Below are 22,638 nucleotides of genomic sequence, written 5' to 3'. Positions count from 1 at the left end.
ACTCGGCGTCGAGTGCGACGACTCCTGGACTCTCGCGGAGGGGAGGACGGTCGAGCGCAGGACTCAGAGCTCAGAGCCAGAGCTCAGAGCGTCCAGCGCCCAGCGCCCAGCGCCCAGCGCCCAGCGCCCTACAGCCCGTCGACGACGAGCTGCGTCGCGCGCGGGACGTACGAGGTGTTCGTCGTCGGGTCCCAGCCCACGAGCGCGACCGCGTCGCCGCCGACGCGCGCGGTGATGCCCACGAGCGAGAACGGCTTGCCGCCCACGGCTCCGGACACCTTCCAGCCGAGCGTCTCGTCGGCGCCGGTCAGCGTCTGCTCGGTGCGCTCGACGGTCGTCTCGACCGGCACGCCCTGCATGGCGAAGAGCGTCGAGCCGGAGGCGCAGCGCGTGGTCGCGTCGGTGGCGCTCGCGAGGAGCGAGGCGGCCGCGTCGGCGGTGCCGGTGCTCGACACGACGGCGGTCATGGAGCGGTCGGCGCTGGTGCCGTACGAGAGTCCGGCGGCGGGCTGCGCGGTGTCCCAGCGCAGGCCGAACGGCGAGAGGCAGCTCGCGTCGGTCGCGGTGAGGCCGGGGTAGATCGAGTCGAGCATCTCCTGGATGCTCGCGTACTCGCCGGGCACGAACTGCACGCCGGTCAGCACGGCGGCCACCTGCTCGCCGGTCTTCTGAGCGGTGTCGGCGGTCGGGGCGGCGGCCGTCGCGGTGGCGGACGGGGCGGCCGACGACGAGGGGAGCGTCGGAGTGAACGGGCGGAGCGTCGATCCGCTCGTCGCGGTCCCCGCGCAGCCCGAGAGGACGAGCAGCAGCGCGCCTCCGATCAGAGTCGTGCGCAGCAGTGTCTTGGACATCATGTCTCCCCCTTCGCCCGCCGGCGCCGCACCGGGGCGCCTGAGGCTAGCAGAGCCCCGCGTCCCGGAGGCGGCCCGGCGCCGCCCGCAGGACGGAGGCGGCCCGGTGGCACCCGCAGACCGGAGGCGGTCCGGCAGCGCGTGCGGACCGGAGTCGGCCCGGCCCCACTCGCACAACGGAGCCGGGAACCCCGAACCCATGCCTCCAACGGCCGCTCCCGCCTCCGCTCCGCCGCTCAGATCTCGGTGTGCCCGAGCTCGGCTCCCGCGAGCAGGCGGATCTCCGGCTCGGCGATGCCCTCCAGCTCCAGGACCACGACGCGGTTGCGGCCGGCGCGGGTGACCGGCGAGGGGACGATCAGCGTCCGCTGCGGTCCGCGGCGCCAGTAGCGCCCGAGGAGGAAGCCGTTCACCCAGACCAGGCCCTTGCCCCAGTGCAGCGTGTCCACGTACAGGTCGGCCTGCTCGTCGAGGTCGAACGAGCCGGAGGCGAGCTGCGGTCCGGCCGAGAACGCCGGCGCCGCGACGGCCAGGTCGGGGAGGCACTCCAGCGCGAGGGCACGCGCCGCCCAGCCGGTCAGCGGGGCGCCGTCGAGCGTCACGCCTCCGATCAGGCCCTTGTGCTCGCCGATGCGCGTGCCGTAGTTCACCCGGCCCTGGTTCTCGACCAGGATCGCGAGCTCGCCCCGTCCGCTCGGCAGCGTCAGCGCCCGCTCGTGGTGGTCGCGCGCCAGCACGCCCACCGGCACGCCGTCCAGCAGCACCCAGGCGCGGTCGCGCACCTCCTCGCCCACCACGAGGCGGGCCGGAGCGGAGGAGCCGTCGAGCGTCGTCGTGAAGAGCACGAAGCCGTCGTCGTGGCCGAGGTCGTCGAAGCTGGCCATCGCGTCGAGGTGCGCGGCCGGTCCGAACGCCTGGCCGAGGCCGAGCAGCGCCGGGCCGGGGACGAGCGGAGCGGTCAGGGCGGGGGCCGGCGGGCGCACCGCGGGCACCTCCTCCGGCACCGGCGCGTAGCGCGCGATGACGTCGCGGAACGCCCAGAACTTCGCGGTCGGGTCGCCGCCCTCGTCGAGCGGGGCGTCGTAGTCGTAGCTCGTCGTGATCGCGGCGTAGCGGCCCTTGTCGTTCGCGCCGCTGGTCAGGCCGAAGTTGGTGCCGCCGTGGAACATGTAGATGTTGACCGAGCCGCCGGCCGCGAGCAGGGTGTCGAGCTCCTGGGCGGAGGCATCGGCGTCCGTCGTGTGGTGCTGGGTGCCCCAGTCGTCGAACCAGCCGCACCAGAACTCCATGCACATCAGCGGCCCGGTGGGCTGGAACTCGCGCAGCGTCGCGAGGCGCTCCGTGGTCCGCGAGCCGAACGAGCCGGTGAGGTGCAGGCCCGGCAGGCTGCCGTCGGCGAGCATCTGCGGAGTGGGCTGGTCGATGGTGGTCAGCGGCACTGTGATGCCGGAGTCGCGGGTCACCCGCACGAGCTCGGCCAGGTACTCCTTGTCGGAGCCGTACGCGCCGTACTCGTTCTCGATCTGCACGAGGACCACAGGCCCGCCGGCATCGATCTGGCGCGGGGCCACGATCGAGTACACGCGGCGCAGGTAGTCGCTGACCGCGGCGAGGTAGTTCGGCTCCGAGCGGCGCACGCCCACCTCGGGGTCGCGGAAGAGCCAGGCCGGGAGGGCGCCGTTGTCCCACTCCGCGCAGATGTAGGGGCCGGGGCGCACGATCGCGTGCATGCCCTCGGCGGCGATCAGGTCGAGGAAGCGGCCCAGGTCGAGCCCGGCGTCCTCGCGCCACTCGCCGCGGCGCGGCTCGTGCGCGTTCCAGGCGACGTAGGTCTCGATGGTGTTCAGGCCCATCAGGCGGGCCTTGCGGATCCGGTCGGCCCAGAGGTCCGGGTGGATGCGGAAGTAGTGCAGCGCCCCCGACAGGATGCGGTGCGGGCGGCCGTCGAGCTCGAAGTCGGCGGCGCCGATGGCGAAGCGGCTCTCGGGAGCGGTGGTCATCTGGATCCCCCTCAGGATCGGTGCCCGGTGTGTCCGAGCGTGAGAACGACGCGGGGCCGACCGGAGCGATCCGGCCGGCCCCGCGTCGAGCAGTGGTGTTACTCCGAGACGGTGAAGCCCTGCGCGTTGCCGTACTGGACGAGCTTGCTCTGCCAGTCGGCGAGGCCCTGGTCGAGGCTGGTGCCGTTGGCGTACGCCTGGCCGACGGTGTCACCGAAGACGCTGTTCGCGTACACCTGGTAGGGCAGGTACGACCAGCCGGAGCGGACGTCCTTCGAGGCCTGGGTCAGCACCTCGTTGATCTTCTGGCCGCCGAAGTACTCCGACTCCTGACCGGTGAAGTCCGAGCTGTCGAGGTCGGCGGTGGTCGACGGGAATCCGCCGCTCTGCAGGAAGACGTCGACCGAGGCCTGGTCGCTGTTCAGCCAGCGCAGGAACGCGGCGGCCAGCGCCGGGTTCTCGCTCTGCTTGGTGACGGACTGGCCGCCACCGCCGTTCTCGGCGCTGACGGCGGTGCCGTCGTAGGTCGGGATCGGCGCGACGGCCCAGTCGCCGGAGGCGTCGGGGACGCTGGACTCCAGCACGCCGGGCATCCAGGCGCCGGTCACCAGCGAGGCGATGGAGCCGTCGGCGAGGCCCTTGTACCACTCGTCGCCCCAGGCGGGGGTGTCCGAGAGCAGCTTCTTCTCGACGAGCTGGTTCCAGACGCCGGTCCACTTGGCGGTGCCCTCGTCGGCGAGGTCGATCTTCACGTCCGTGCCGTCGGTGGTGAACGGCTCGCCGCCCGCCTGCCAGATCATGCTGGTCGCGAAGCCGGCGTCGCCGGTGTCGGCGGTGATGTACTTCGACGGGTCGGCGGTGTGCAGCTTCTCGGCCGCGGCCACGTACTCGTCCCAGGTGGCGGGGACGGCGATGCCGTACTGGTCGAAGACGGTCTTGTTGTAGAACAGCGCCATGGGGCCCGAGTCCTGCGGGAGTCCGACGAGCTTGCCGTCGATGTTGACGCTGCCCCAGGTGGAGGCGGAGTACTTGTCCTCGAGGTCGCCCATGCCGTACTGCGACAGGTCGAGGAGCGAGTCCGACAGCGCGAACTGCGGCATGGCGTAGTACTCGATCTGGACGACGTCGGGGGCGCCCGAGCCGGCCTTGATCGCGTTCTCGAGCTTGGTGTACTCGTCCTTGTTGGTGCCGGCGTTGACGAGCTCGACGTCGACCTTGGGGTAGGCCTTCTCGAACGCGGCGACCTGCGCCTCGGCGCTGGGGGTCCAGCTCCAGTACGTGATCTTGCCACCGGCCTCGAGGGCGGAGTCGAGGTCGGCGGCGGAGCCGGCGCTCGTGGTCGTGCCGCCACCGGAGGTGGACGAGCAGGCCGCGAGGGAGCCGGCGGCCAGGGCCGCGACGGCCGCGACCGTCAGGGTCCGCCTGAGGGCGGAACGGGCGATCTTCATGGTGGTGTTTCCCTTCACTTCTTCGTGCTGCGGGTGCTGTGGACGGGGCAGGACGCTCCGGCCGGGGGATGGGTAGGGGGAGGGCTCAGCCCTTGACGCTGCCGGCGCTCAGACCGGACTGCCAGAAGCGCTGGAGTCCGAGGAAGGCGACGACGATGGGGATGATCGTGAGGAGCGAGCCCGTGATCACGAGGTTGTAGATCGGCTGCGCGCTGACGCCGGTGGCCTGCGCGTTCCACTGGTTGAGGCCGACGGTGAGCGGGTACCAGGTGGGGTCGCTCAGCATGATCAGCGGGAGGAAGTAGTTGTTCCAGGTCGCGACGACCGAGAACAGCAGCACGGTCACGATGCCGGGGGCGAGGAGGCGGATGGAGATGGTGAAGAAGGTGCGGAACTCGCCCGCCCCGTCCATCCGCGCCGCTTCGAGCAGCTCGGTGGGCACCGACTCCACCGCGTAGACCCACACCAGGTACAGGCCGAACGGGCTGATCAGCGAGGGGATGATGATCGCCCACGGGGTGTTGGTCAGGCCGAGCTGGCTGAACATGAGGAACGTCGGGACGGCGAGGGCCGTGCCGGGCACCGCGATCGCTCCGAGCACCACGGCGAAGACCGCCTTGCGGCCCGTGAAGCGGAACTTCGCGAGGCCGTAGCCGGCGAGCGTGGCCAGGAGCGTCGCTCCTCCGGCGCCGACGACGACGTAGAGCAGGGTGTTGCCGAGCCAGCGGAGGAAGATCCCGTCGCGGTAGCTGAGGGTGTCGGCGATGTTCTGGAAGAAGACGAAGTCGCCGTCGAACCAGAGGCCGAAGCTCGAGAGCAGGCCGGCCTGCGTCTTCGTCGCGTTGATGACCAGCCAGGCCAGCGGCACGAGGCTGTAGAGGATGAAGACCGACATCAGCAGGGTGAAGGCGATCGACTTCTTGGGCTGCACCGAGGAGCCGCGGCGGGCGGCCGGGCGCTTCGGGGCGCGGGCGGGCGTCCGGGGAGCGGTCGCGAGGGCCATCAGTTCTCCTTCCGCGCGCCGCGGAGCTGCACGACGTAGGCGATCACCGCGGTGATCACGCCCATGACGATGGCGACCGTGGCCGACGCGTTGTACTGCTGACCGGCGAAGGACAGGTTGTAGGCGTACATGTTCGGGGTGAAGTAGGTGGTGATGATGTTCGGCGCCAGCGTCCGGAGGATGTTCGGCTCGTTGAACAGCTGGAAGCTGCCGATGATCGAGAAGATCGTGGCGATGACGATCGCGCCGCGCAGGGCGGGCAGCTTGATCGAGCGGATGACGCGCATCGGGCCGGCGCCGTCGATCTCGGCCGCCTCGTAGAGCTCGCCGGGGATCGTCTTCAGCGCGGAGTAGAAGATGAGCATGTTGTAGCCCACGAACTCCCACGTGACGATGTTGCCGATCGAGGCGAGGATCCAGTCGCGCGAGAAGGGCTGGACGACGTCGGAGCCGAGCAGGTCGTTGACGTTCGCGGCCAGGCCGAAGTTGTCGCCGTAGATGAAGCCCCACATCAGCACCGCGACGACCGCGGGGACGGCGTAGGGGAGGAAGACCACGATGCGGAAGAAGCCGGTGCCGTGGAGGCGGCCGCTGTCGATCGCGAGCGCCGCGACAAGGGCCAGCACGAGCATCACGGGGACCTGCACGACGAGGAACAGCAGGACGCGGCCGAAGCCCTCCCAGAAGTTCGGGTCGGTGAAGATCGCGGCGTAGTTCGCGAAGCCGACGAAGGAGTTGCCGCCCACCAGCTGCTCGCGGAAGAGGCTGAGGTAGATCGAGTAGACGACCGGGGCGATGAAGACCAGGAGGAAGACGACGAGGAAGGGGGCGACGAACGCCAGGCCCTTCCACTCGCTCTTCGCCCGCGACTTCGGGGCCGCGAGGGGGGACGCCGGAGGGGCGACCTCGCTCAGCGGGACGGGGGGAGACGTCGTCGTCATGGGATTCCGTTCGGGGAGTAGTGCGGGCCCGCCATGTTCACGTCAACATGGCAGAGCGTCACCGTAGCATGTCCACGTCGCCACCCGCGACTGTTCCTGCGTCACGGTTCGGCGCACGATGCACCACGGCTGACGGGCGGCGCGCTATAAAGGGAAGCCCATGTCACTCGAGACCGACCGCCCGTCCCCGTCCACCCGGCCGCGACGCGGCGTCTCGATGGCCGACGTGGCCCGGCGCGCGAACGTCTCGGGCCAGACGGTCTCGCGGGTGTCGAACGGCAAGCAGAACGTCGACGGCGAGACGCGCGAGCGGGTCCTCGAGGCGATGCGGGCCCTCGGCTACCGGCCCAACAGCGCGGCGCGGGCCCTGCGGACGGGCCGCTTCCACAGCATCGGCGTGATCATGTTCACGCTGTCCTCGTTCGGCAACATGCGCACCCTCGACGCCATCGCGATCGCGGCCGCCGACGCGGGCTACTCGATCACCCTCATCCCCGTCTCCCACCCCACCCAGGGCGAGGTGTCGGTCGCGTTCCACCGGCTGAGCGAGGAGGCGGTCGACGGCGTCATCATCATCGTCGAGGCGCACCTGCTCGACGAGGCCGACATCGTCCTCCCGCCCGACCTGCCCGTGGTGGTCGTCGACTCCGCCGGCGGCGAGAAGTACCCGGTGGTCGACACCGACCAGATGTCGGGCGCCCGCCAGGCCGTCGAGCACCTGCTCGGACTCGGACACCGCACCGTGCACCACATCGCCGGCCCGGACCGCTCCTACTCCGCCGAGCGGCGCCACGAGGCGTGGGAGTCGACCCTGATCGAGCGCGGAGCCCCGGTGCCGGAGGTGCTGGTCGGCGACTGGTCCACCGACTCCGGCTACCGCCTCGGCAAACGGCTCGCCGCCGATCCGGAGGTCACCGCGATCTTCGCCGCCAACGACCAGATGGCGCTCGGCGTGCTGCGCGCCCTGCACGAGGCCGGACGCGCCGTGCCCGGCGAGGTGAGCGTCGCGGGCTTCGACGACATGCAGGAGTCGGCGAGCTTCTGGCCGCCTCTCACGACGGTGCGCCAGTTCTTCGGGGACACGGGCCGCCGCTCGGTCGACATCCTCCTGCGCGAGCTCGAGTCGGGCGAGCGCACCGGCGTCTCGCTCGTGCCGACCCGCCTCATCGTCCGCGAGAGCACCGGCCCGGCCCCCGCCGCCTCCTGACGCTTCCGCGGAGCCGGCCCGCGGAGCCCTCCCGCCCTTCACGCTGATCGAGGAGCCGACCCCGCCGGCGTACCGAGATCCCCTGCACCGGACCCCCTCTGCCGCACCCACGCCCCTCCCCGTGCCCGCTCGACCGCGGAGCTCGCGATACTGTGAGCCCTCTCACCCCGGACCTCCAAGGAGACGCACATGTCGGTCGGCCTGCTCGCGGTTGTCGATGACATCCTCACCGCCGCCCTGAAGGCGAGCGCCAAGACGGCGGGCGTCGTGATCGACGACGCGGCCGTCACCCCGCAGTACGTGCAGGGCCTCACGCCCGCGCGGGAGCTGCCGGTGGTCGGGCGGATCGCGCTGGGGAGCCTGTTCAACAAGTTCGTCATCATCATCCCGCTGGCGCTGCTGCTCTCGGCGTTCGCGCCGCAGGTGCTGCCGTACCTGCTGATCCTCGGCGGCGCGTTCCTCTGCTTCGAGGGGGCGGAGAAGGAGCTCGAGTGGTTCGGCGTCTCGCACGGCGGCCACGAGACGGAGGCGCGCGACGAGAAGAAGCTCGTCTTCGGCGCCATCCGCACCGACCTCATCCTGAGCACCGAGATCATGCTGATCGCGCTCGACGGCCTCGACCCCGACTTCGGGATCTGGCCCACGCTCGGCGCGCTCCTGGTCGTCGGGCTCGGGATGACCGTGCTCGTCTACGGCGCCGTCGCGCTGCTCGTGAAGATCGACGACGTGGGCCTGCGCCTGATGAAGAACGCGGCCCGCGGCGTGCGGCGCACCGGAGCGAGGATCGTCGCGTCGATGCCGGTGGTGTTCCGCGCGATCAGCATCATCGGGACGCTCGCCATGCTCTGGGTCGGCGGGCACCTCGTCGTCGCGAACCTCGCCGAGACGGTGTGGCACGGTCCGTACGACCTCGTGCACGTCGTCACCCACGCGGTCGAGGGCGCGGGCCCGGTCGTCGTGTGGCTGGCCGACACCTTCGTCTCGATGATCTTCGGCCTCGTGCTGGGTCTGGTCATCGCGGCCGTCGTGATGGGCGTCTCGCGCCTGCGCACCCGCGACGAGGCGGCCGCGGGGCACTGAGCGGGGTCTCGATACGCCGCGTGCCGCGGCCGGTCGACCGGCATAGGGTGCGCGGTCGCTCCACCGGCGCAGAGGTGTGCGGCCGCCCGACCGGCACGGATCCGTGCTGATCGAGTAGCCCGCGCCGCGGGCGTATCGGGATCCCGCGACGCGCCGCCCGCGCCGCGCCGCCCGCGCCGCGCCGCTCCGACGGCGAACGACGGACCGCCCCCGTCCCCGGAGGGGCGGAGGCGGTCCGTGTCGGAGGGGGCGTCAGCAGCTGCGGGCCGCGTACGCTCCCGTCGCCACCGAGGTGACCTGCTCACCGTCGACCGTGCCCGTCGCGGTGACGGTGGCCTGGCCGGCCGGCACCGAGGCCGCGCGCGTGGTGAACGCGGCGCTGCCGCTCGCGCCGGGCGCGACTCCGGTGACCTGCTTCGACCCGGAGGGCGTCGCGATGGTCATCGAGACCGGCACGCCGGACTCGTTCTTCGCCGCGACGGTGAGCGTCACCTTGCCGGCGATGCAGCGGGTGGTCGCCGTGACCGCGACCGCGAGGGCGGCGGGCGCCTTCAGGGTCACCGTCACCGTCGTGGTCGAGGTGACGGAGCCGTCGGCCGCGCGGACCGCGATGGTCGCGACTCCGCCGTTCGCCGTCGTCGGCTGGGTGATCCGCACGGTGGCCGCCGAGTCGGTCGCCACTGCTCCGATCACCGGCATCGCCGTGCCCTCGACGGTGACCGCGTAGGAGGTGCGGGCCGGGTCGAACCCGGCGATGCCCGCTCCTCCGACGCGCAGGGCGCCCAGCGTGGCGACCGCGGCGGGCGAGGCGACCGCCTCGTAGAGCTTGGTCTCGGCCACGATCAGGTGCGTGTTGTCGTAGGCGTTCATCACGACGCGGAAGGCCTTGGCCGTGACGGGCGCGAACGACGCGACCAGGGTCGGAGCCGTTCCGCCGGCCGGCGACGCGAGGGCCACGGCCGACTCGTAGCCGGGGACCGCGGTCCAGGTCGTGCTGTCAGCGGCCTGGTACTGCAGCTGGTAGGTCTGCGCCCAGCTGGTGCCGCCGTCGGCCAGGAACTGCACCGACACCTTCTCGACCTGGTGGGTCGAGGGGAAGGTGTAGGTCAGCGAGCTCTGCGCGGCCTTGGTGCCGTTGGTCCAGTTCGACCAGCCCTTGTCGCCGTCCACGCCGTTGCGGGTGCGCTCCGGTCCGTAGCCCGACTCCGACGACGACGCGGTCGCGACGATGCCGGCGTCCGGGTTGAAGTTGCGGAGCGTGCCCGTGGTGACGAGCACCGTGAGCGTGGCGGGGAGCGTCGCGCCGTCGGCGGTCGCCGTTCCCGAGACCGTCACCTGCCCGGCCCGGGCGAGGGAGGCGGTGGTGAGCGGCGTCCAGTCCCAGACGACCGGCACCGGGAAGGTGCTGGCCGAGGCGCCCACGCGGGCGGGGACCGTCGTCGGGGCCGAGGCCTTCACTCCGGCGACCGAGGCGCCCGCGGCGGCCGTGACCGACACGGGGTCGGTCGCGGTCAGTCCGCCGACGTCGACGAGCGCGGTGACCGTGATCGTCTGGCCGTAGAGGTCGGTCGCGGTGCCGGGCACCTCGACGCGGCCGGTCGCGCCGTACGCCGAGTCGGCGGGGCGCTGCCAGGTGACGGCGAGCGGTGCGCCGGCTCCCCAGGAGTACTGCGGGGTGATGCTCGCGGGCAGGGTCGGAGCGACGCCCGCGGTGGTGCGGACGGCGATCGTCTGGCCGGCGGTCGGGGCGAGGTCGCGGAGGGACCACGACTGGTTCGCTCCGCCGTTGGAGGTGTAGACGCCGACCGACGCGTTGTCGGCGCTGGAGCCGCCGTTCACGTCGAGCGACTGGGCGATGGACTCGTTGACGAGCGAGAAGTTCACGCCGTCGGTGGTGTTGACGATCCAGCGGGTCGCGGCGGTCGTCTTCGCCGCGTCGACGGACAGCGAGCGCAGGTCGGTGCCGGCGGTCGTGGCTCCGAGCACGCGTCCGTCGCTGTTGACGAGGACGACCCGGCGGGTGGCCTCGCGCTCGCCGGCGGCGACCTCGCGGACCGTCCAGGTCTGCTTGGCGGCCGTGGCGGAGTCGGTGGCGAGGCCGGTGATCGTGGTCGCGGCGCCCGAGGGGTTGCCGGTCAGGGCCTTGCCGCTCTGGGTGCCGACCAGCTGGTAGCGGTGGCCGTCGCGCAGGGCGGGGGCGGAGTCGGCGACTCCCGAGACTCCGTCGATCGAGAAGCTCGTGACCGACTTGGCGGGCACGGTGATCGTGGCGGTGCGCGAGATGCGGTCGACGCTCACCGGCGTCTTGGCGACCAGGGCGTTGCTCGTGGGAGCAGCGGCCGAGGAGGCCTTCGTGGTGACAAACGGCGTGACCGTCGCGGTGTCGGCGATGGTGCCGAAGCGGGAGAGGTCGAGCACGACGGTCTTCTCGGTCGCGGTGCTGTTGGTGTGCACGACGGTCGCGCCCGAGCCGTCGCCGCGGACGGCGGCGGTGGAGGAGCTGTCGTTGGAGGGCATCAGGTGGTCGCCCTCGTGGATGAACTTGGTGAAGTTCCGGATGGTGTTGAACTTCGAGTTCGTCTCGACGCCGCAGACCGGGGCCTTGGTGGAGTCGCCACCGGCGTCGGTGACGCGGCGGACCGACTTCCAGACCTCGGTCCCGTTCTCCTGGTACGGCTTGCAGTCCAGGTCGATGTAGACGGAGCCCCAGTTGAGGTTCTCGCCCTTGGGCTTGGGCTGCTGCATGTTGTAGTAGTCCTCGACGGGCTGCCAGAGCACCCACGCCTTCGGCTCGAGCTCGCGCAGGTCGTCGTTGATGCGGCCGGCGATGCCGAGGCCGTTCTCCATGTTGGTGGGGTCGAAGCCGGTGACCCAGTTGCCCTCGATCTCGCTCATCCACAGGTCGGTGTCGGCCTGCTTCGCGAGGTCGCGGACCTTGAGGCGGCCCGAGGTGCCGTAGGTGTGGACGTTCATCCGGTCGACCTCGGCGCGGATCGCGGCGGAGTAGGCGGCCCAGTTCGTCGCGAAGATGTCGGGGTTGGTCTCGTCCATCGCGGCGAGGCCGGCGTCGGTGGTCGAGGCGTCCAGCGCGGCGGCGACGTCGGGGATCAGACCCGCCTGGCGCGTCGGTCCGACGTGCATGCCCTCCTGGCGTCCGCCGGTCGGGACGCCGTTGGAGAGCTGCGTGCCCCAGTAGTTCGTGTTCGGCTCGTTGAAGGGGTCGAGCGTGTCGAACTCGATGCCGTACTCGTCCTCCATGTGCTCGGTGACCTTCACGAGGTACTTCGCGAACTGCTCCTCGGCGGCGGGCTTCAGCTGCTCGCTGTTCGCGTCGAAGCCGCCCGAGACGTAGCCGCTCTCGGTCATGAAGTACGGGGCGGAGTTGGAGAACGCCTCCCAGTGCGAGATCTGCTTATCCTCGGCCAGCCTCTCGACCCACCAGCGCTGCGTCTCGTCGGCGGTCCAGTCGTAGGAGGCGGGGTCGTCCGCGTTCCACTTGGCCAGGAGCGCGTCGCGGTCGGCGAGCTTCGTGGAGGTGCCGCCGTAGGTCGACGCGTCGCCGGCCGGGTTCTGCTTCCACCAGCCCTCGACGGCGCCGCCCGGGCGGAGGTAGTCCTTCACGTCGGAGGCGTTGCCGCCGCCGATGTTGTAGCGGGCGATGTTGAGGTCGAGGCCGCTGTCGCCGAAGACCTTCTGGTAGAGGTCCTCGCGGAGGGCCTCGGGATAGCCGCCGGTCGCGTTCGCGAACCAGACGAGGCTGGTGCCCCAGCCCTCGAACGCCTCACCGGCGGCGGCGGGGTTCGGCGTGATGCGGAACGCGTCCGCGGCCTGAGCGGGGGCCGCTGCGGCGGGGATCGCCAGCAGTGCTCCTGTGGCCAGGGCGGCGCTCGTGGCGAGCGCGGCGACCCTTCTGAAGGACATCGACATTGATGCGGTCTCTCTTTCGCCATCGAAATGCGGGCGTGTTCACGTGAACGCGCCCTGACGGCCGACTGTACATGTTCACGTCAACAATCGGAAGGTGCTCAGGGGCGGGCGAGGCCCGCAGCGTCGAGGAGCCGGGAGTCGTCGCAGTCGACGTCGAGTGCGACGACTCCTGGAGGGTCGTGGGCATGCGGAGGCGTGCGGCCGCGCGCCACGCCACCCCCGCGCTCAGACGCGATGCGTCGTCTCCGGGAAGGCCTCGGGCTCGCACTGGATGGTCGCGTGGTCGATGCCGTGGCGCTCGCGGAGCACGGCGAGCACCCGCGAGAGCGCGGTGCGGTAGTCGGCGTCGGGGGCGACGACCACGTGGCCGGTGGCGCTCTCCATGCCCGAGGTGATCGTCCACACGTGCAGGTCGTGCAGCGCGAGCACGCCGGGGACGGCGCAGACGTCGCGCTCGAGTGCCGCGAGGTCGACGTGCGCGGGCGCCGACTCCATCAGGATCCCCAGCGCCTGCCGCGTGAGCGACCAGGTGCGGGGAAGGATCAGCAGCCCGATCAGCACGCCGACGATCGGATCCGCCCACGCCCAGCCGGTGGTGAGCAGCACGATCGCCGCGACGATCACGCCGATCGAGCCGAGCGCGTCGCCGAGCACCTCGAGGGAGGCTCCGCGGAGGGTGATGCTCTCCTTCGCCCCGGCGGACAGCAGGCGCAGGCTCACGAGGTTGACCGCCAGGCCCACGACGGCGGTGATCAGGAGGGGGCCGCCGGGCACCGCGGGCGGCTCGGCGAAGCGGCGGACGGCCTCGACGATCACGAACGCGGCGACAGCGAACAGCAGCAGGCCGTTGGCGAGGGCGGCCAGCACTTCGAGGCGGTAGGAGCCGTAGGTGCGGCCCTTCGCGGCGGGGCGGGCGGCGAGCGAGATCGCGGCGATCGACATTCCGAGGGCCAGCACGTCGGTGCCCATGTGCGCGGCGTCCGAGAGCAGCGCGAGCGAGCCCGTCGCGACTCCGACCGCGAACTCGACGACCATGAACGCCGCGGTCAGCACGAAGGCGGCCACGAGCGGACGCCGGTGCCGCGCGGCGGCGGAGCCGGCCGGAACGCCGTGGGAGTGGCCCATCGGCTCCTCCGATCCCTGTTCGTATAAACAGTCTTGCATGCGTCCGGAGGCGAGCGCGAGGGCCCTCAGCCGACCAGCGGGTCCAGCGCCTCGCCGAGGTAGGGCGCCAGGGTCCGGGCATAGGACTCGGTGAGGTGCCCGAGGTCGCGGTACACCTTCACTCCGCCGATCACGAGGGGGCAGCCGCGGTCGTCGCAGAACCAGCGGGTGAGGTCGACGGCGGCGGCGCCCGGCCAGTCCTCGGCGGCGGCGGCCATCAGCTCGCGGTCGGCGAAGGCCTCGTCGAGCGGCACGCTGCAGTCGGCCGCGGAGCCCGGCTCCTCGGCGCAGGCCAGCAGGGAGAGCGAGGGCAGCACCGGATTGTCGCGGATCGCGACCACCGTGGATCCGCGGGCGATCAGCGGCGCCCACGACTCGTGGAACCCGTCGATGCCGGCCTGCTCGTCGGGGGTGCCGGACGCGTCGACGAACACGGACTTCTTCGCGGAGTAGGCGGTGACGACGAGCGCGTACGGCTCCTGGCCCGCGAGCTCCTCCTGCAGCTTCCCGTTCCAGACGTCGCAGGAGCGGCGGGAGGAGGCGGAGTCGTCGCGCCGCTCCGCGGTCGAGAAGACGCAGCCCGTCTTGTAGTAGGTGTGCAGGTCCCAGCCGCGCTCCTCCGCGACGCCGCGCAGCGCCGGGAAGAACGACGCCGCGTGCGAGTTGCCGATGAGCAGCACGCGGAGGCCGGCGGGGTCGCCGAAGCGGCACTCCTTGAGCGCGGTGCCGGAGTTGCCCGTGCTGCACTCGTCGGTGTTCAGGGCGGAGCCGTCCTCCGAGGCGTCGACGGCGGGCAGGCTCGTGGTCCAGGAGTCGGGGCAGGCGTTCGCGAGCGCCGCGGCTCCGACGCAGCCCTCGGTCGAGACGGGGAGGGCGTGCGCGCGGGCGAGGTCGGCGGCGATCGCGGCGTTCGTGCCGGTGAGGCCCGTCGCTCCGACCAGGGCGGCGACGGCCAGCAGGGCCGCCGGGGCGAGCGCGCGGAGGCGGTGCGGGCGCTCGGCGGGGGCGCGGCGGTGGAGGGGGTCCTCGAGGAAGCGCTTCGAAATGGCGGCCAGGAGGATCGCGGCGGTGATGACGCCCAGGCCCGCCAGGGCGGTCGGGTCCTCGCCGGTGCTCTCGCGCCAGAAGACGAGGAGCGGCCAGTGCCAGAGGTAGATCCCGTAGCTCAGGCCGCCCAGCCACACGAGCGGGCGCAGGGCCAGCAGCCGGCCGACTCCGCGCTCCGGGGCGGGGCCGGTCCCGGCGACGAGCACGAGCACCGCCGAGAGGGTCGGCCAGAGCGCGGCGGTGCCGGGGAACGCGCTCGAGACCTGGAGCACGAACCCGCAGGAGACGACTCCGATCAGCCCCAGCCACCCGGCAACGGCCCGCAGGGTCGCCGGGATCGCCAGTCCCGGGAGCACGAGGGCCGCGAGCGAGCCGAGCCCGAACTCCCACGAGCGGGCGAGGGTGCTGTAGTACGCGGTCGGCTGGTCGATCCCGACCAGCACGACGGAGAACGCGAACGAGAGGACGGTGAGCGCCGCGACGAGCGCCAGCAGGAACCGCGGCAGCTGCGCGCGTCGCCGCAGCAGCACGGCGGCGAGGGTCGCGACGAGCACCAGGGCGAGCCAGACCAGGTAGAACTGCCCCTGCACCGACATCGCCCAGAAGTTCTGCACCGGCGAGTGGAAGTCGTCCTGCGCGAGGTAGTCCACTCCGGCCCGCGCGAGCGCGACGTTCTCGACGTAGAAGGTCGAGGCGAGCACCTCGGTGAAGGTCTGCAGCAGCTGCGAGGGGCGCAGGAGGAGCGGAGCGAGCGCCGCGACGACGACCAGCACCACCGCGGCCGCCGGGAAGAGCCGCGAGGCGAGCCTCCGGAGGAAGGCGATCGGACGCACGCGCCCGAACCGGCGGATCTGGCCGAGGAGGGTCAGGGTGGTGAGGAACCCGGCGATCACGAAGAAGACGTCGACGCCTCCGGAGACGCGGCCCAGCCAGATGTGGAAAGTAGCGACCAGGAGGGACGCGACGGCGCGCAGTCCCTCGATCTCGGGCCGGTAGCCGGACGCGTCGGCCTTGCGCACCAGCGCGGACCGGCCGGAGGCGGCGGTGCGGGCGGAGTGGCGGGGCAACGGGTTCCTTCCGTGACGGTCGGCGGGCGGTGGGGCGGGAGCCGTCGATCGTCGGTGTTCAGGATCGCGCTCTCCCGCCCTCAGGGGAACCGTGTCCGGGGTGCTGTCCACCTGGTTGGGGGCTGCGGAGGCGAGGTGCGCGACAGGTGTCCGCTTACTCGGCTGTTCCGGGCCTTCTGAGTGCATCGAGAACTCGGAGGTCGCCGTTCTCGCGCGCGACCACGGCGACTTCTGCGGAGTCGCCGGCGGGCGGGACCGAGGGTGGATCGAAGGCGGGTGGCGCGGATCGACTGGCGCGGATGGACGGGCTTAGGTGAGGTAAGGCTATGCTTACCCGGGCTCCGCGCCGAGACGCAGGTGCCGCCCGCCGACGGACCGGGCCGACGAGCCCTGCCTGCGAACCGGACCCATGAACCGGGCCCATGAACCGGGCCCATGAACCGGGCCCATGAACCGGGCCTATGAACCGGGCCGACGACCGACGCCCACGAACCACGGGAGATCCATGTCCACGCACCGACGGCGCCCCGCCGCCCTCGCCCTCGCCGCCCTGACCCTGCTCGCCCTCACCGGCTGCGGCGCCTCCGAGCAGATCGAGCCCGAGAGCACGGCCGCCGCGGGGGAGGGCACGACTTCGTACCCGCTCATGCTGGACAACTGCGGCACCGCGACCACCGTCACCGCCCCTCCGCAGCGGGTCGTCTCCCTCGACCAGAACTCGACCGAGATCCTGCTGTCCCTCGGCCTCGAGGACCGGATGGTCGGCACGGCCTCCTGGACCGACCCCGTGCTCGAGACCCTCGCCTCCGCGAACGAGAGCGTGCCGCGCCTGGCCGACAACGCGCCCACCTACGAGGTGCTGCTCGGTGCCGACCCGGACTTCGTCACCGCCTCCTTCGGCCGGCACTACGCGCCCGAGGGCGTCGCCTCGCGCGACCGCCTCGCCGAGACGGGGATCGGCTCCTACCTCGCCCCCTCCGACTGCGACAACGGAGCGAGCGTCAACGGCGGGAGCGGCACGCGCACCGTCCCGCTGACCGTCGACGTCCTCTACCAGGAGATCCACGAGCTGGCCGAGGTCTTCGACGTGCAGCAGCGCGGTGACGCCCTGGTCGCGCAGCTGCAGGAGCGTGCCGCCGCCGCCACCGAGGGGGTCGACCTCGGCGGCCGGAGCGTCGCCTTCTGGTTCGCCGACACCAAGACGCCCTACATGGCCGGCGGCTACAACTTCGCCTCGATGCTCGGCACCACGACCGGCATGACCAACGTCTTCGCCGACCGCACGGAGGACTGGCCCGCCGTCGGCTGGGAGAGCGTCGTCGCGGCCGACCCGGACGTCCTGGTCCTCGGCGACCTGCAGCGCGACCGCTTCCCCGGTGACCGCCTCGACGACAAGACCGCGTTCCTCCGCTCCGACCCGCTGACCAGCAGCCTGCCCGCGGTGCAGGACGGCCGCTTCATCGCGCTCCACGGCGCCGAGATGAACCCGTCGATCCGCTTCGTCGACGGGCTCGAGAAGATCCGCGCCTGGTGGGACGAGAACGGGGCCTCGCTCTGAGCACGGGCACGGGCACGGGCGCGGGCACGGGCACGGGCGCGGTCCTCGTCCGCCGGGTGCCGCGGGGCCTTGCCGCCGCCGCGCTGGTCGTCGGCGGGCTGCTAGCGCTGGCGCTCTCGGTCGGCGTCGCGGTGACGCTCGGCCCGGCCGACGTCTCGCTCGTGAACGTCCGCGACATCCTCCTCAACCACCTCGGGCTCGCCTCCGTCCCGGTGCGTGCGGCCGAGGACGCGATCGTCTGGCAGGAGCGCCTCCCGCGCGCACTCGTGGCCGCGGCTTGCGGGGCGGGGCTCGGCGTGTGCGGAGTGATCCTGCAGTCGCTGCTGCGGAATCCGCTCGCCGACCCGTTCGTGCTGGGCGTCTCCTCCGGAGCCTCCACGGGCGCGGTGCTCGTCGGCGTGCTCGGGGTCGGCGGAGGAGTGGTCGGGCTCTCCGGAGGCGCCTTCGTCGGCGCGCTGGTCGCCTTCGGCTTCGTGCTGCTGCTCACGCGGTTCTCGGCGGGCGGCACCTCGGGCGTGATCCTGGCGGGGGTGGCGAGCACGCAGCTGTTCTCGGCGCTGACCTCGCTGATCGTGTTCGCGCTCGCCGACTCGGACGAGACGCGCGGCGTGATGTTCTGGCTGCTCGGCTCCCTCGAGGGCATGCGCTGGGACGACGTGGCGCTGAGCGGAGGAGTCGTGCTGCTCGGCTCCGTGGTCTGCCTCGCCGCGGCGCGCACGCTCGACGCGTTCGCTTTCGGGGAGGACGTGGCCGCGTCGCTCGGCGTGCACGTGGGCCGCACCCGCCTCCTCCTGCTGGTGGTGACGGCCCTGCTGACGGCGACCCTGGTGAGCATCGCCGGCGCGATCGGCTTCGTGGGGCTGGTGCTGCCGCACGCCGCGCGACTCGTGTTCGGCCAGCGGCACTCGCGGGTGATCCCCGCGACGATCCTGCTCGGCGCGGTGTTCCTGGTGTGGGTCGACGCCGGATCGCGGGTGGCGTTCGCGCCGACTCCGCTGCCGGTGGGGGTCGGCACGGCACTCGTCGGCGTGCCGGTGTTCATGCTGCTGCTCCTGCGGCGGAGGGGCCGCTCGTGACGCTCGAGGCCGACCGGGTCTCGTGGCGCCGGGGCGGCCGCCTGGTGGTCGACGGGGTCTCGCTCCGCCCCGCTCCCGGCTCGACAGTGGGACTGCTCGGGCCCAACGGCTCGGGCAAGTCGTCGCTGCTGCGGCTGCTGCAGGGCACCGCGGCTCCGGACGCCGGCGTCGTCACCCTCGACGGCGCGCCGCTCCGCTCGCTCCGCCGCCGCGAGGTCGCCCGGGCCGTGGCCACGGTGACGCAGCAGGCCGAGACGGAGGCGGACCTCCCTGTCCGCGACGTCGTCCGGCTGGGGCGGACACCGCACCGCTCCCTTCTGGGCGGAGACACGGCCGAGGACCTGCGCGCGATCGAGCGCGCCCTCGAGCAGGTGGGTCTCGAGGCGAAGGCCGACCACCTCTGGCACACCCTCTCGGGCGGCGAGCGGCAGCGCGCGCACATCGCCCGGGCGCTGGCGCAGGAGCCGCGCGAGCTGCTGCTGGACGAGCCGACCAACCACCTCGACATCCGCCATCAGCTGGAGCTGCTGGCCCTGGTGCGGGCGCTGCCGGTGACCACGGTCGTCGCGCTGCACGACCTCAACCTCGCGGCCCTGTTCTGCGACGCGCTGCTGGTGCTGCGCGAGGGGCGCGTGGTCGCGGGCGGCACCCCGGAGGAGGTGCTCACTCCGGCGCTGATCGCGGACGTCTACGGGGTGCGCGCCCGCGTGATCGTCGACGCCGGACGGCCGCACGTGCTGTTCGACTCCTGATTCCGCTGCCGCATCCTGACCCCACTGCCAGACGATCGTCGATCAGTCAACGGTCTCGTCCACTTCCAGCAGCGCGTTCTACCGTCGGTGAACCGGCTTCGAGACCTCACAGGAGAGGTCCCCCTCGCGCTGGGCGAGGTGCTCTCCTGACGGAGGGCGATGGACGTGCCGGTGACGACGAGGGGAGTCGAGAGATGTCCAGAGACGACGTGGCACCGGGGCGGTTCGCGCGGTTCGTGAAGTGGGTCAACAAGGCCGACGGCTGGGAGCCGCAGTACCTGCGCGGGCGGGTCGTGGCCAAGAAGGACGGCGAGTGGATCGTCGCGGTCGACGGCGAGGAGCGCCGGATCGTGAAGAAGGAGTGGAGCGTCTACCGCTGACCCTCGGGGAGGACTCGTGATGCTGCCCGACCGGCGCACTCCCGAGATCAGAGAGGCGCGTCCCGGAGTCTTCGTGCTCGAGCTGCGCCGCACCCGCCGTTGGCCCGCCGAGGAGCTGGGCGTCCTGATCCGCACGGGCACGACCTGGACGGTGCTGGGCCCCGAGGGCGTGCTCTCCGACGTGCCGAGCTTCCACGACGCCGTGGCGGCCCTGCGCGAGTAGCGAGGCATCACCGAGGTACCCGCGGCCCCGCTGAGTCGCCCGAGACGGTCGCCCTCTCCGGCGTGTCGACGGCCGTCCCGGGCACCTCAGCGCGGAAGGGGACGGCGCGGCGGTGGTGCTGCCGAGGCGTGGGCCCGCCGCGCCTACAGCTGGCGGCCCGGCCGCTGCAGGCCCACGACGGTGACGGTGAGGGTCGCGGAGGTGCTCTGCGCGGCGGACGGCGCGGACTCCGAGAGGCGCACGGTCAGGCGGAGGTGGTCGGTCGCTCCGACGGAGAGGGCGGGGGAGCCGGGCAGATCGAGGCGGGAGGCGGCGGGGCGGTCGGCCGACACGGTGGTGACGGTGCCGGGGCAGGTGGCGGCGTCGGCCGACCAGGACTGCGAGCAGCGCTCGATCGCGAGCTGCAGGCCGTCCGAGAGGTCGGTGCCGGTGGCCGTCTGCAGCTGGAGGGCAGACATCGGCAGGGTCCCGGCGTTCGTCAGGTCGAGGAGGCGCCGGGCCGTGCCGCCGGGGACGAGTCCCGCGACGGGGACCGGCACGGTCGTCGCTCCGGTGCCGGTGAACGTCGCGATGACGGTGCCGGAGGCGACCCGCGCGCTCACGGAGCCCCGGTCCAGGAGCACGGCGGTGGCGGTGGCGGCGGCGCCGAGGACGAGCGCGCCGGCGACGAGTCCCGCCAGGCCGGCGCGGGAGACCACGCGGCGGCGGACCTCGGGGGAGTGGCGCGGGGCTCCACGGTCGCGGGAGGACGGCCGGGCGCTGTGCCGCCCGTGCTCAGCGGGCGGACGCAGGGGCTCCGGGGGCGGCGTGCCGTCCGACGAGCGGTGCGCGCCGCTCATGGGGCGACCTCCGCGGGGCGGCGCCAGATGGCGATCAGGAGCGCGCCCACGATGACCGCGCCGCCCGCGGCGAAGAGCGCGAACCGCGCCTCCGGGTGGGCGAGGCCGATGCTCGGCCAGCCCAGCAGCGGCACCACCGAGCTCTCGCGCCAGATCCGCTCGTCCGCGATCGTCACGATCCACGGGTCGGCCGACTCGTTGTTGTCGCCCTTGGTGGTGAGCGCCAGCTGGCCGGGCTCGCGGCCGCGGAGTGCCGCCGCCTCCTCCTCGGAGTAGACGAGGGTGACGCGGTGGATGACGCGGCGGCCCGGATCGTCCGGGTCGGTGAAGACGATCACGTCGCCGGCGCGGATCGCGGCCTGGTCGACGGGCAGGGTGACGGCGAGGGAGCCGACGGGCATCCCGGGCGCCATCGAGTTCGACAGCACCGGCACGAGCCGCACGAGACCGAGCGCGGAGAGGACGAAGACGGCGATGCCGGCGACGGCCACGATCGTGACCAGGCCGCCGAGGAGAGCGCGGAGGGCCTTCACGCCTGCTCCCTCCGGTGACGACGGCGCGCAGCCGCGGCGAGCAGGACGCCCGAGCCCAGGGCGAGCATCCCGCCCAGGAGCGCAGCGCCCAGGTCGCGGCCGGTGACGGCCAGCCCGCTGCCCGCCGCTCCGGGGAAGGAGCCGGGGCCGGGCGTCGCGGAGGGATCCTCCTCCGTCGTGCCCACGAGCACCCGCAGCGACGCCGCCGCGAGCTCGGTCCCGTTGCCGGCCGACTCCGGGAACAGGACGCGGACGCGCACGCCCACGGTGGCCCCGCGCTCCAGCGGACGCACGCCGTCGAGCCGGCCGAGCGTCGCCGCGGGCCCGGATCCGAGCGGCATCGCGTCCTCGGGGCAGAGGTAGCGCTCGACCGTGCGCCCCCCGTCGACGACCTCGGCGACGGTGAACGCCGAGCCGCAGAGCTCGACGGACAGCTGGAGGCCGTCGCGCGGGTCCTGCGCCAGCGTCCCTCCGTCGACCGCGAAGGCCACGGAGACCCCCTGCGGCGACAGGCCGGTGCTGGTCACCTCGACCGCCCACTCGGCGCGGTCGCCCGGAGCGAGGTCGGTGAGGGATCCGGGCGCCGAGAGCTCGCGCACGTCGAGCACGCCGACGGGCTCGGCGCTCGCCGCGGGCGCGAGGAGCACCACCGCGAGGACGGCGACGAGCGCACGGGCGTGGGGCATGGGGACGACTCCGGGAGGAAAAGGGGGATGCCTCCGCCCCGCGCCGGTGGCGGCCGGGCAGGGCGGAGGCGGTGGGGGACGGTCTACTTCTGGATGCCGGCGCGCTGGATCGCGGCGGCCGTGAAGGTGACCGTGGCGGAGGCGTTCTCGTACGCGTTGTCGGCCGCGGTCGGCAGGACGAGCTCGATCAGCGTGTTCAGCGTCACGTCACCGGCGTCCGAGGGGAAGGTCCCGGTCGTGGTGGGAGTGATGCCGAAGTTCGCCGGGGTGAAGTCGACCGCGCCGGCCTGGCCGCCGATGGACGACAGCTTGCCGGATCCGGTGACCGTGGTGGTCCCGCTGCAGGAGTACGGGCCCGCCGGAGTCGTGGTGGGGGCGGTCGTCCAGGCGGTGGAGCAGGTCAGCAGGCGGTAGTCGAGGCCGTTCGGGCCGGAGACGAGAGACTGGCCGACACGGTTCTGGTCGGTGGTGTCGGATCCCACGACGTCGTTGGTGACGGCCTGCGAGAAGCGCACCGACGAGACGAGGTCGCCGTCGTTGGTGGCGTTCGGCAGGACGATCGTCACCGGGCGCTGGATGGTGTCTCCGGGCGCGATGTCCGTCACGATGAAGGTGCCGTCGAGGTTGATGTCGAGCTGTCCGGCGTCCGCGGTGACGCTGGCGGTCCCGGAGTCGGTGAACACGGCGAAGGCGCCGGCGCCGGCGAGGGCTCCCGCGGCGAGGAGGACGCCGCCGGTGAGGGCGATCTTCTTCCAGGGGCTGCGACGGGTGGGTGCTGTGGTGGTCATGGCGACCGTTCCTTTCTGGTGGGTGGTGCCCGGTGCGGGCGTGGTCTCCCTCACGAGGACACGTGCAG

At 72.5% G+C, this 22,638-nt stretch carries 19 protein-coding genes; 7 read left to right on the top strand and 12 right to left on the bottom strand.

What is annotated here, in order from left to right; all coding sequences use genetic code 11:
* Nucleotides 1-128 precede the first annotated feature (128 nt).
* The 5 genes from C5D09_RS10125 to C5D09_RS10105 form a co-directional block, all read right to left on the bottom strand.
* Entirely contained in the window at nucleotides 129-854 is a 726-nt protein-coding gene (locus C5D09_RS10125) for a hypothetical protein (RefSeq protein WP_104269230.1), read from the bottom strand.
* Between the two features lie 233 nt (nucleotides 855-1,087).
* Nucleotides 1,088-2,851, bottom strand: coding sequence for a beta-galactosidase family protein (locus tag C5D09_RS10120; RefSeq protein WP_104261385.1), 1,764 nt, complete (start codon nucleotides 2,849-2,851; stop codon nucleotides 1,088-1,090).
* A 98-nt stretch (nucleotides 2,852-2,949) separates the two neighbouring features.
* Nucleotides 2,950-4,299: a sugar ABC transporter substrate-binding protein gene (locus C5D09_RS10115; protein WP_104223423.1), complete on the bottom strand. Its 1,350-nt coding sequence runs from the start codon at nucleotides 4,297-4,299 to the stop codon at nucleotides 2,950-2,952.
* Nucleotides 4,300-4,384: 85 nt separating this feature from the next.
* Complete coding sequence (locus C5D09_RS10110; RefSeq protein ID WP_258062773.1) at nucleotides 4,385-5,194, bottom strand: carbohydrate ABC transporter permease; 810 nt, start codon at nucleotides 5,192-5,194, stop codon at nucleotides 4,385-4,387.
* Nucleotides 5,195-5,301: 107 nt separating this feature from the next.
* Nucleotides 5,302-6,243 (bottom strand): carbohydrate ABC transporter permease, encoded by a 942-nt coding sequence (locus C5D09_RS10105; protein ID WP_104223405.1) that lies wholly within the window; start codon nucleotides 6,241-6,243, stop codon nucleotides 5,302-5,304.
* Nucleotides 6,244-6,403: 160 nt separating this feature from the next.
* Here C5D09_RS10105 and C5D09_RS10100 point away from each other — a divergent pair, with 160 nt between their 5' ends.
* The gene (locus C5D09_RS10100) at nucleotides 6,404-7,450 is read left to right on the top strand and encodes a LacI family DNA-binding transcriptional regulator (protein ID WP_146076621.1); all 1,047 of its coding nucleotides are present in this window, start codon (nucleotides 6,404-6,406) and stop codon (nucleotides 7,448-7,450) included.
* A 189-nt stretch (nucleotides 7,451-7,639) separates the two neighbouring features.
* Nucleotides 7,640-8,530, top strand: a complete 891-nt coding sequence (locus tag C5D09_RS10095) for a DUF808 domain-containing protein (RefSeq protein WP_104269229.1) — start codon at nucleotides 7,640-7,642, stop codon at nucleotides 8,528-8,530.
* 252 nt (nucleotides 8,531-8,782) lie between these two features.
* Here the strand turns inward: C5D09_RS10095 and C5D09_RS10090 are convergent, their stop codons facing one another.
* From C5D09_RS10090 to C5D09_RS10080, 3 genes are all read right to left on the bottom strand, one after another.
* Nucleotides 8,783-12,451: a glycoside hydrolase gene (locus C5D09_RS10090; protein WP_181135027.1), complete on the bottom strand. Its 3,669-nt coding sequence runs from the start codon at nucleotides 12,449-12,451 to the stop codon at nucleotides 8,783-8,785.
* A gap of 231 nt (nucleotides 12,452-12,682) precedes the next feature.
* On the bottom strand, nucleotides 12,683-13,582 hold the full coding sequence (locus tag C5D09_RS10085; protein WP_104226358.1) for a cation diffusion facilitator family transporter: 900 nt from the start codon (nucleotides 13,580-13,582) through the stop codon (nucleotides 12,683-12,685).
* Between the two features lie 65 nt (nucleotides 13,583-13,647).
* A complete protein-coding gene (locus C5D09_RS10080; protein ID WP_181135026.1) occupies nucleotides 13,648-15,735 on the bottom strand; it encodes an acyltransferase family protein in 2,088 nt (695 codons plus the stop codon).
* Nucleotides 15,736-16,240: 505 nt separating this feature from the next.
* Here C5D09_RS10080 and C5D09_RS10075 point away from each other — a divergent pair.
* From C5D09_RS10075 to C5D09_RS10055, 5 genes are all read left to right on the top strand, one after another.
* Complete coding sequence (locus C5D09_RS10075; protein WP_104248045.1) at nucleotides 16,241-17,293, top strand: ABC transporter substrate-binding protein; 1,053 nt, start codon at nucleotides 16,241-16,243, stop codon at nucleotides 17,291-17,293.
* Complete coding sequence (locus tag C5D09_RS10070) at nucleotides 17,266-18,369, top strand: FecCD family ABC transporter permease (protein ID WP_374953808.1); 1,104 nt, start codon at nucleotides 17,266-17,268, stop codon at nucleotides 18,367-18,369. Before C5D09_RS10075 ends, C5D09_RS10070 begins: the two co-directional genes overlap by 28 nt.
* Nucleotides 18,366-19,121, top strand: coding sequence for an ABC transporter ATP-binding protein (locus C5D09_RS10065; protein ID WP_104226361.1), 756 nt, complete (start codon nucleotides 18,366-18,368; stop codon nucleotides 19,119-19,121). The genes C5D09_RS10070 and C5D09_RS10065 overlap by 4 nt, the downstream gene beginning before the upstream one ends.
* A 194-nt stretch (nucleotides 19,122-19,315) precedes the next feature.
* On the top strand, nucleotides 19,316-19,501 hold the full coding sequence (locus C5D09_RS10060) for a hypothetical protein (protein WP_104223398.1): 186 nt from the start codon (nucleotides 19,316-19,318) through the stop codon (nucleotides 19,499-19,501).
* A gap of 19 nt (nucleotides 19,502-19,520) precedes the next feature.
* Complete coding sequence (locus tag C5D09_RS10055) at nucleotides 19,521-19,724, top strand: hypothetical protein (protein WP_104223397.1); 204 nt, start codon at nucleotides 19,521-19,523, stop codon at nucleotides 19,722-19,724.
* 143 nt (nucleotides 19,725-19,867) lie between these two features.
* On the opposite strand, the gene C5D09_RS10050 is transcribed toward C5D09_RS10055, so the two are convergent.
* The 4 genes from C5D09_RS10050 to C5D09_RS17945 form a co-directional block, all read right to left on the bottom strand.
* Nucleotides 19,868-20,563, bottom strand: a complete 696-nt coding sequence (locus tag C5D09_RS10050; RefSeq protein WP_104248042.1) for a peptidase — start codon at nucleotides 20,561-20,563, stop codon at nucleotides 19,868-19,870.
* The gene (locus C5D09_RS10045; protein WP_104223395.1) at nucleotides 20,560-21,096 is read right to left on the bottom strand and encodes a signal peptidase I; all 537 of its coding nucleotides are present in this window, start codon (nucleotides 21,094-21,096) and stop codon (nucleotides 20,560-20,562) included. The genes C5D09_RS10050 and C5D09_RS10045 overlap by 4 nt, the downstream gene beginning before the upstream one ends.
* Nucleotides 21,093-21,782, bottom strand: a complete 690-nt coding sequence (locus C5D09_RS10040) for a hypothetical protein (protein WP_104269226.1) — start codon at nucleotides 21,780-21,782, stop codon at nucleotides 21,093-21,095. The genes C5D09_RS10045 and C5D09_RS10040 overlap by 4 nt, the downstream gene beginning before the upstream one ends.
* 83 nt (nucleotides 21,783-21,865) lie before the next feature.
* Nucleotides 21,866-22,570: a TasA family protein gene (locus tag C5D09_RS17945; protein ID WP_104226366.1), complete on the bottom strand. Its 705-nt coding sequence runs from the start codon at nucleotides 22,568-22,570 to the stop codon at nucleotides 21,866-21,868.
* Nucleotides 22,571-22,638 lie beyond the last annotated feature (68 nt).

The organism is Rathayibacter sp. AY1C9 (genome assembly GCF_002932315.1).
GTDB lineage: Bacteria > Actinomycetota > Actinomycetes > Actinomycetales > Microbacteriaceae > Rathayibacter.
This window is presented reverse-complemented; position numbering and strand designations above follow the sequence as displayed.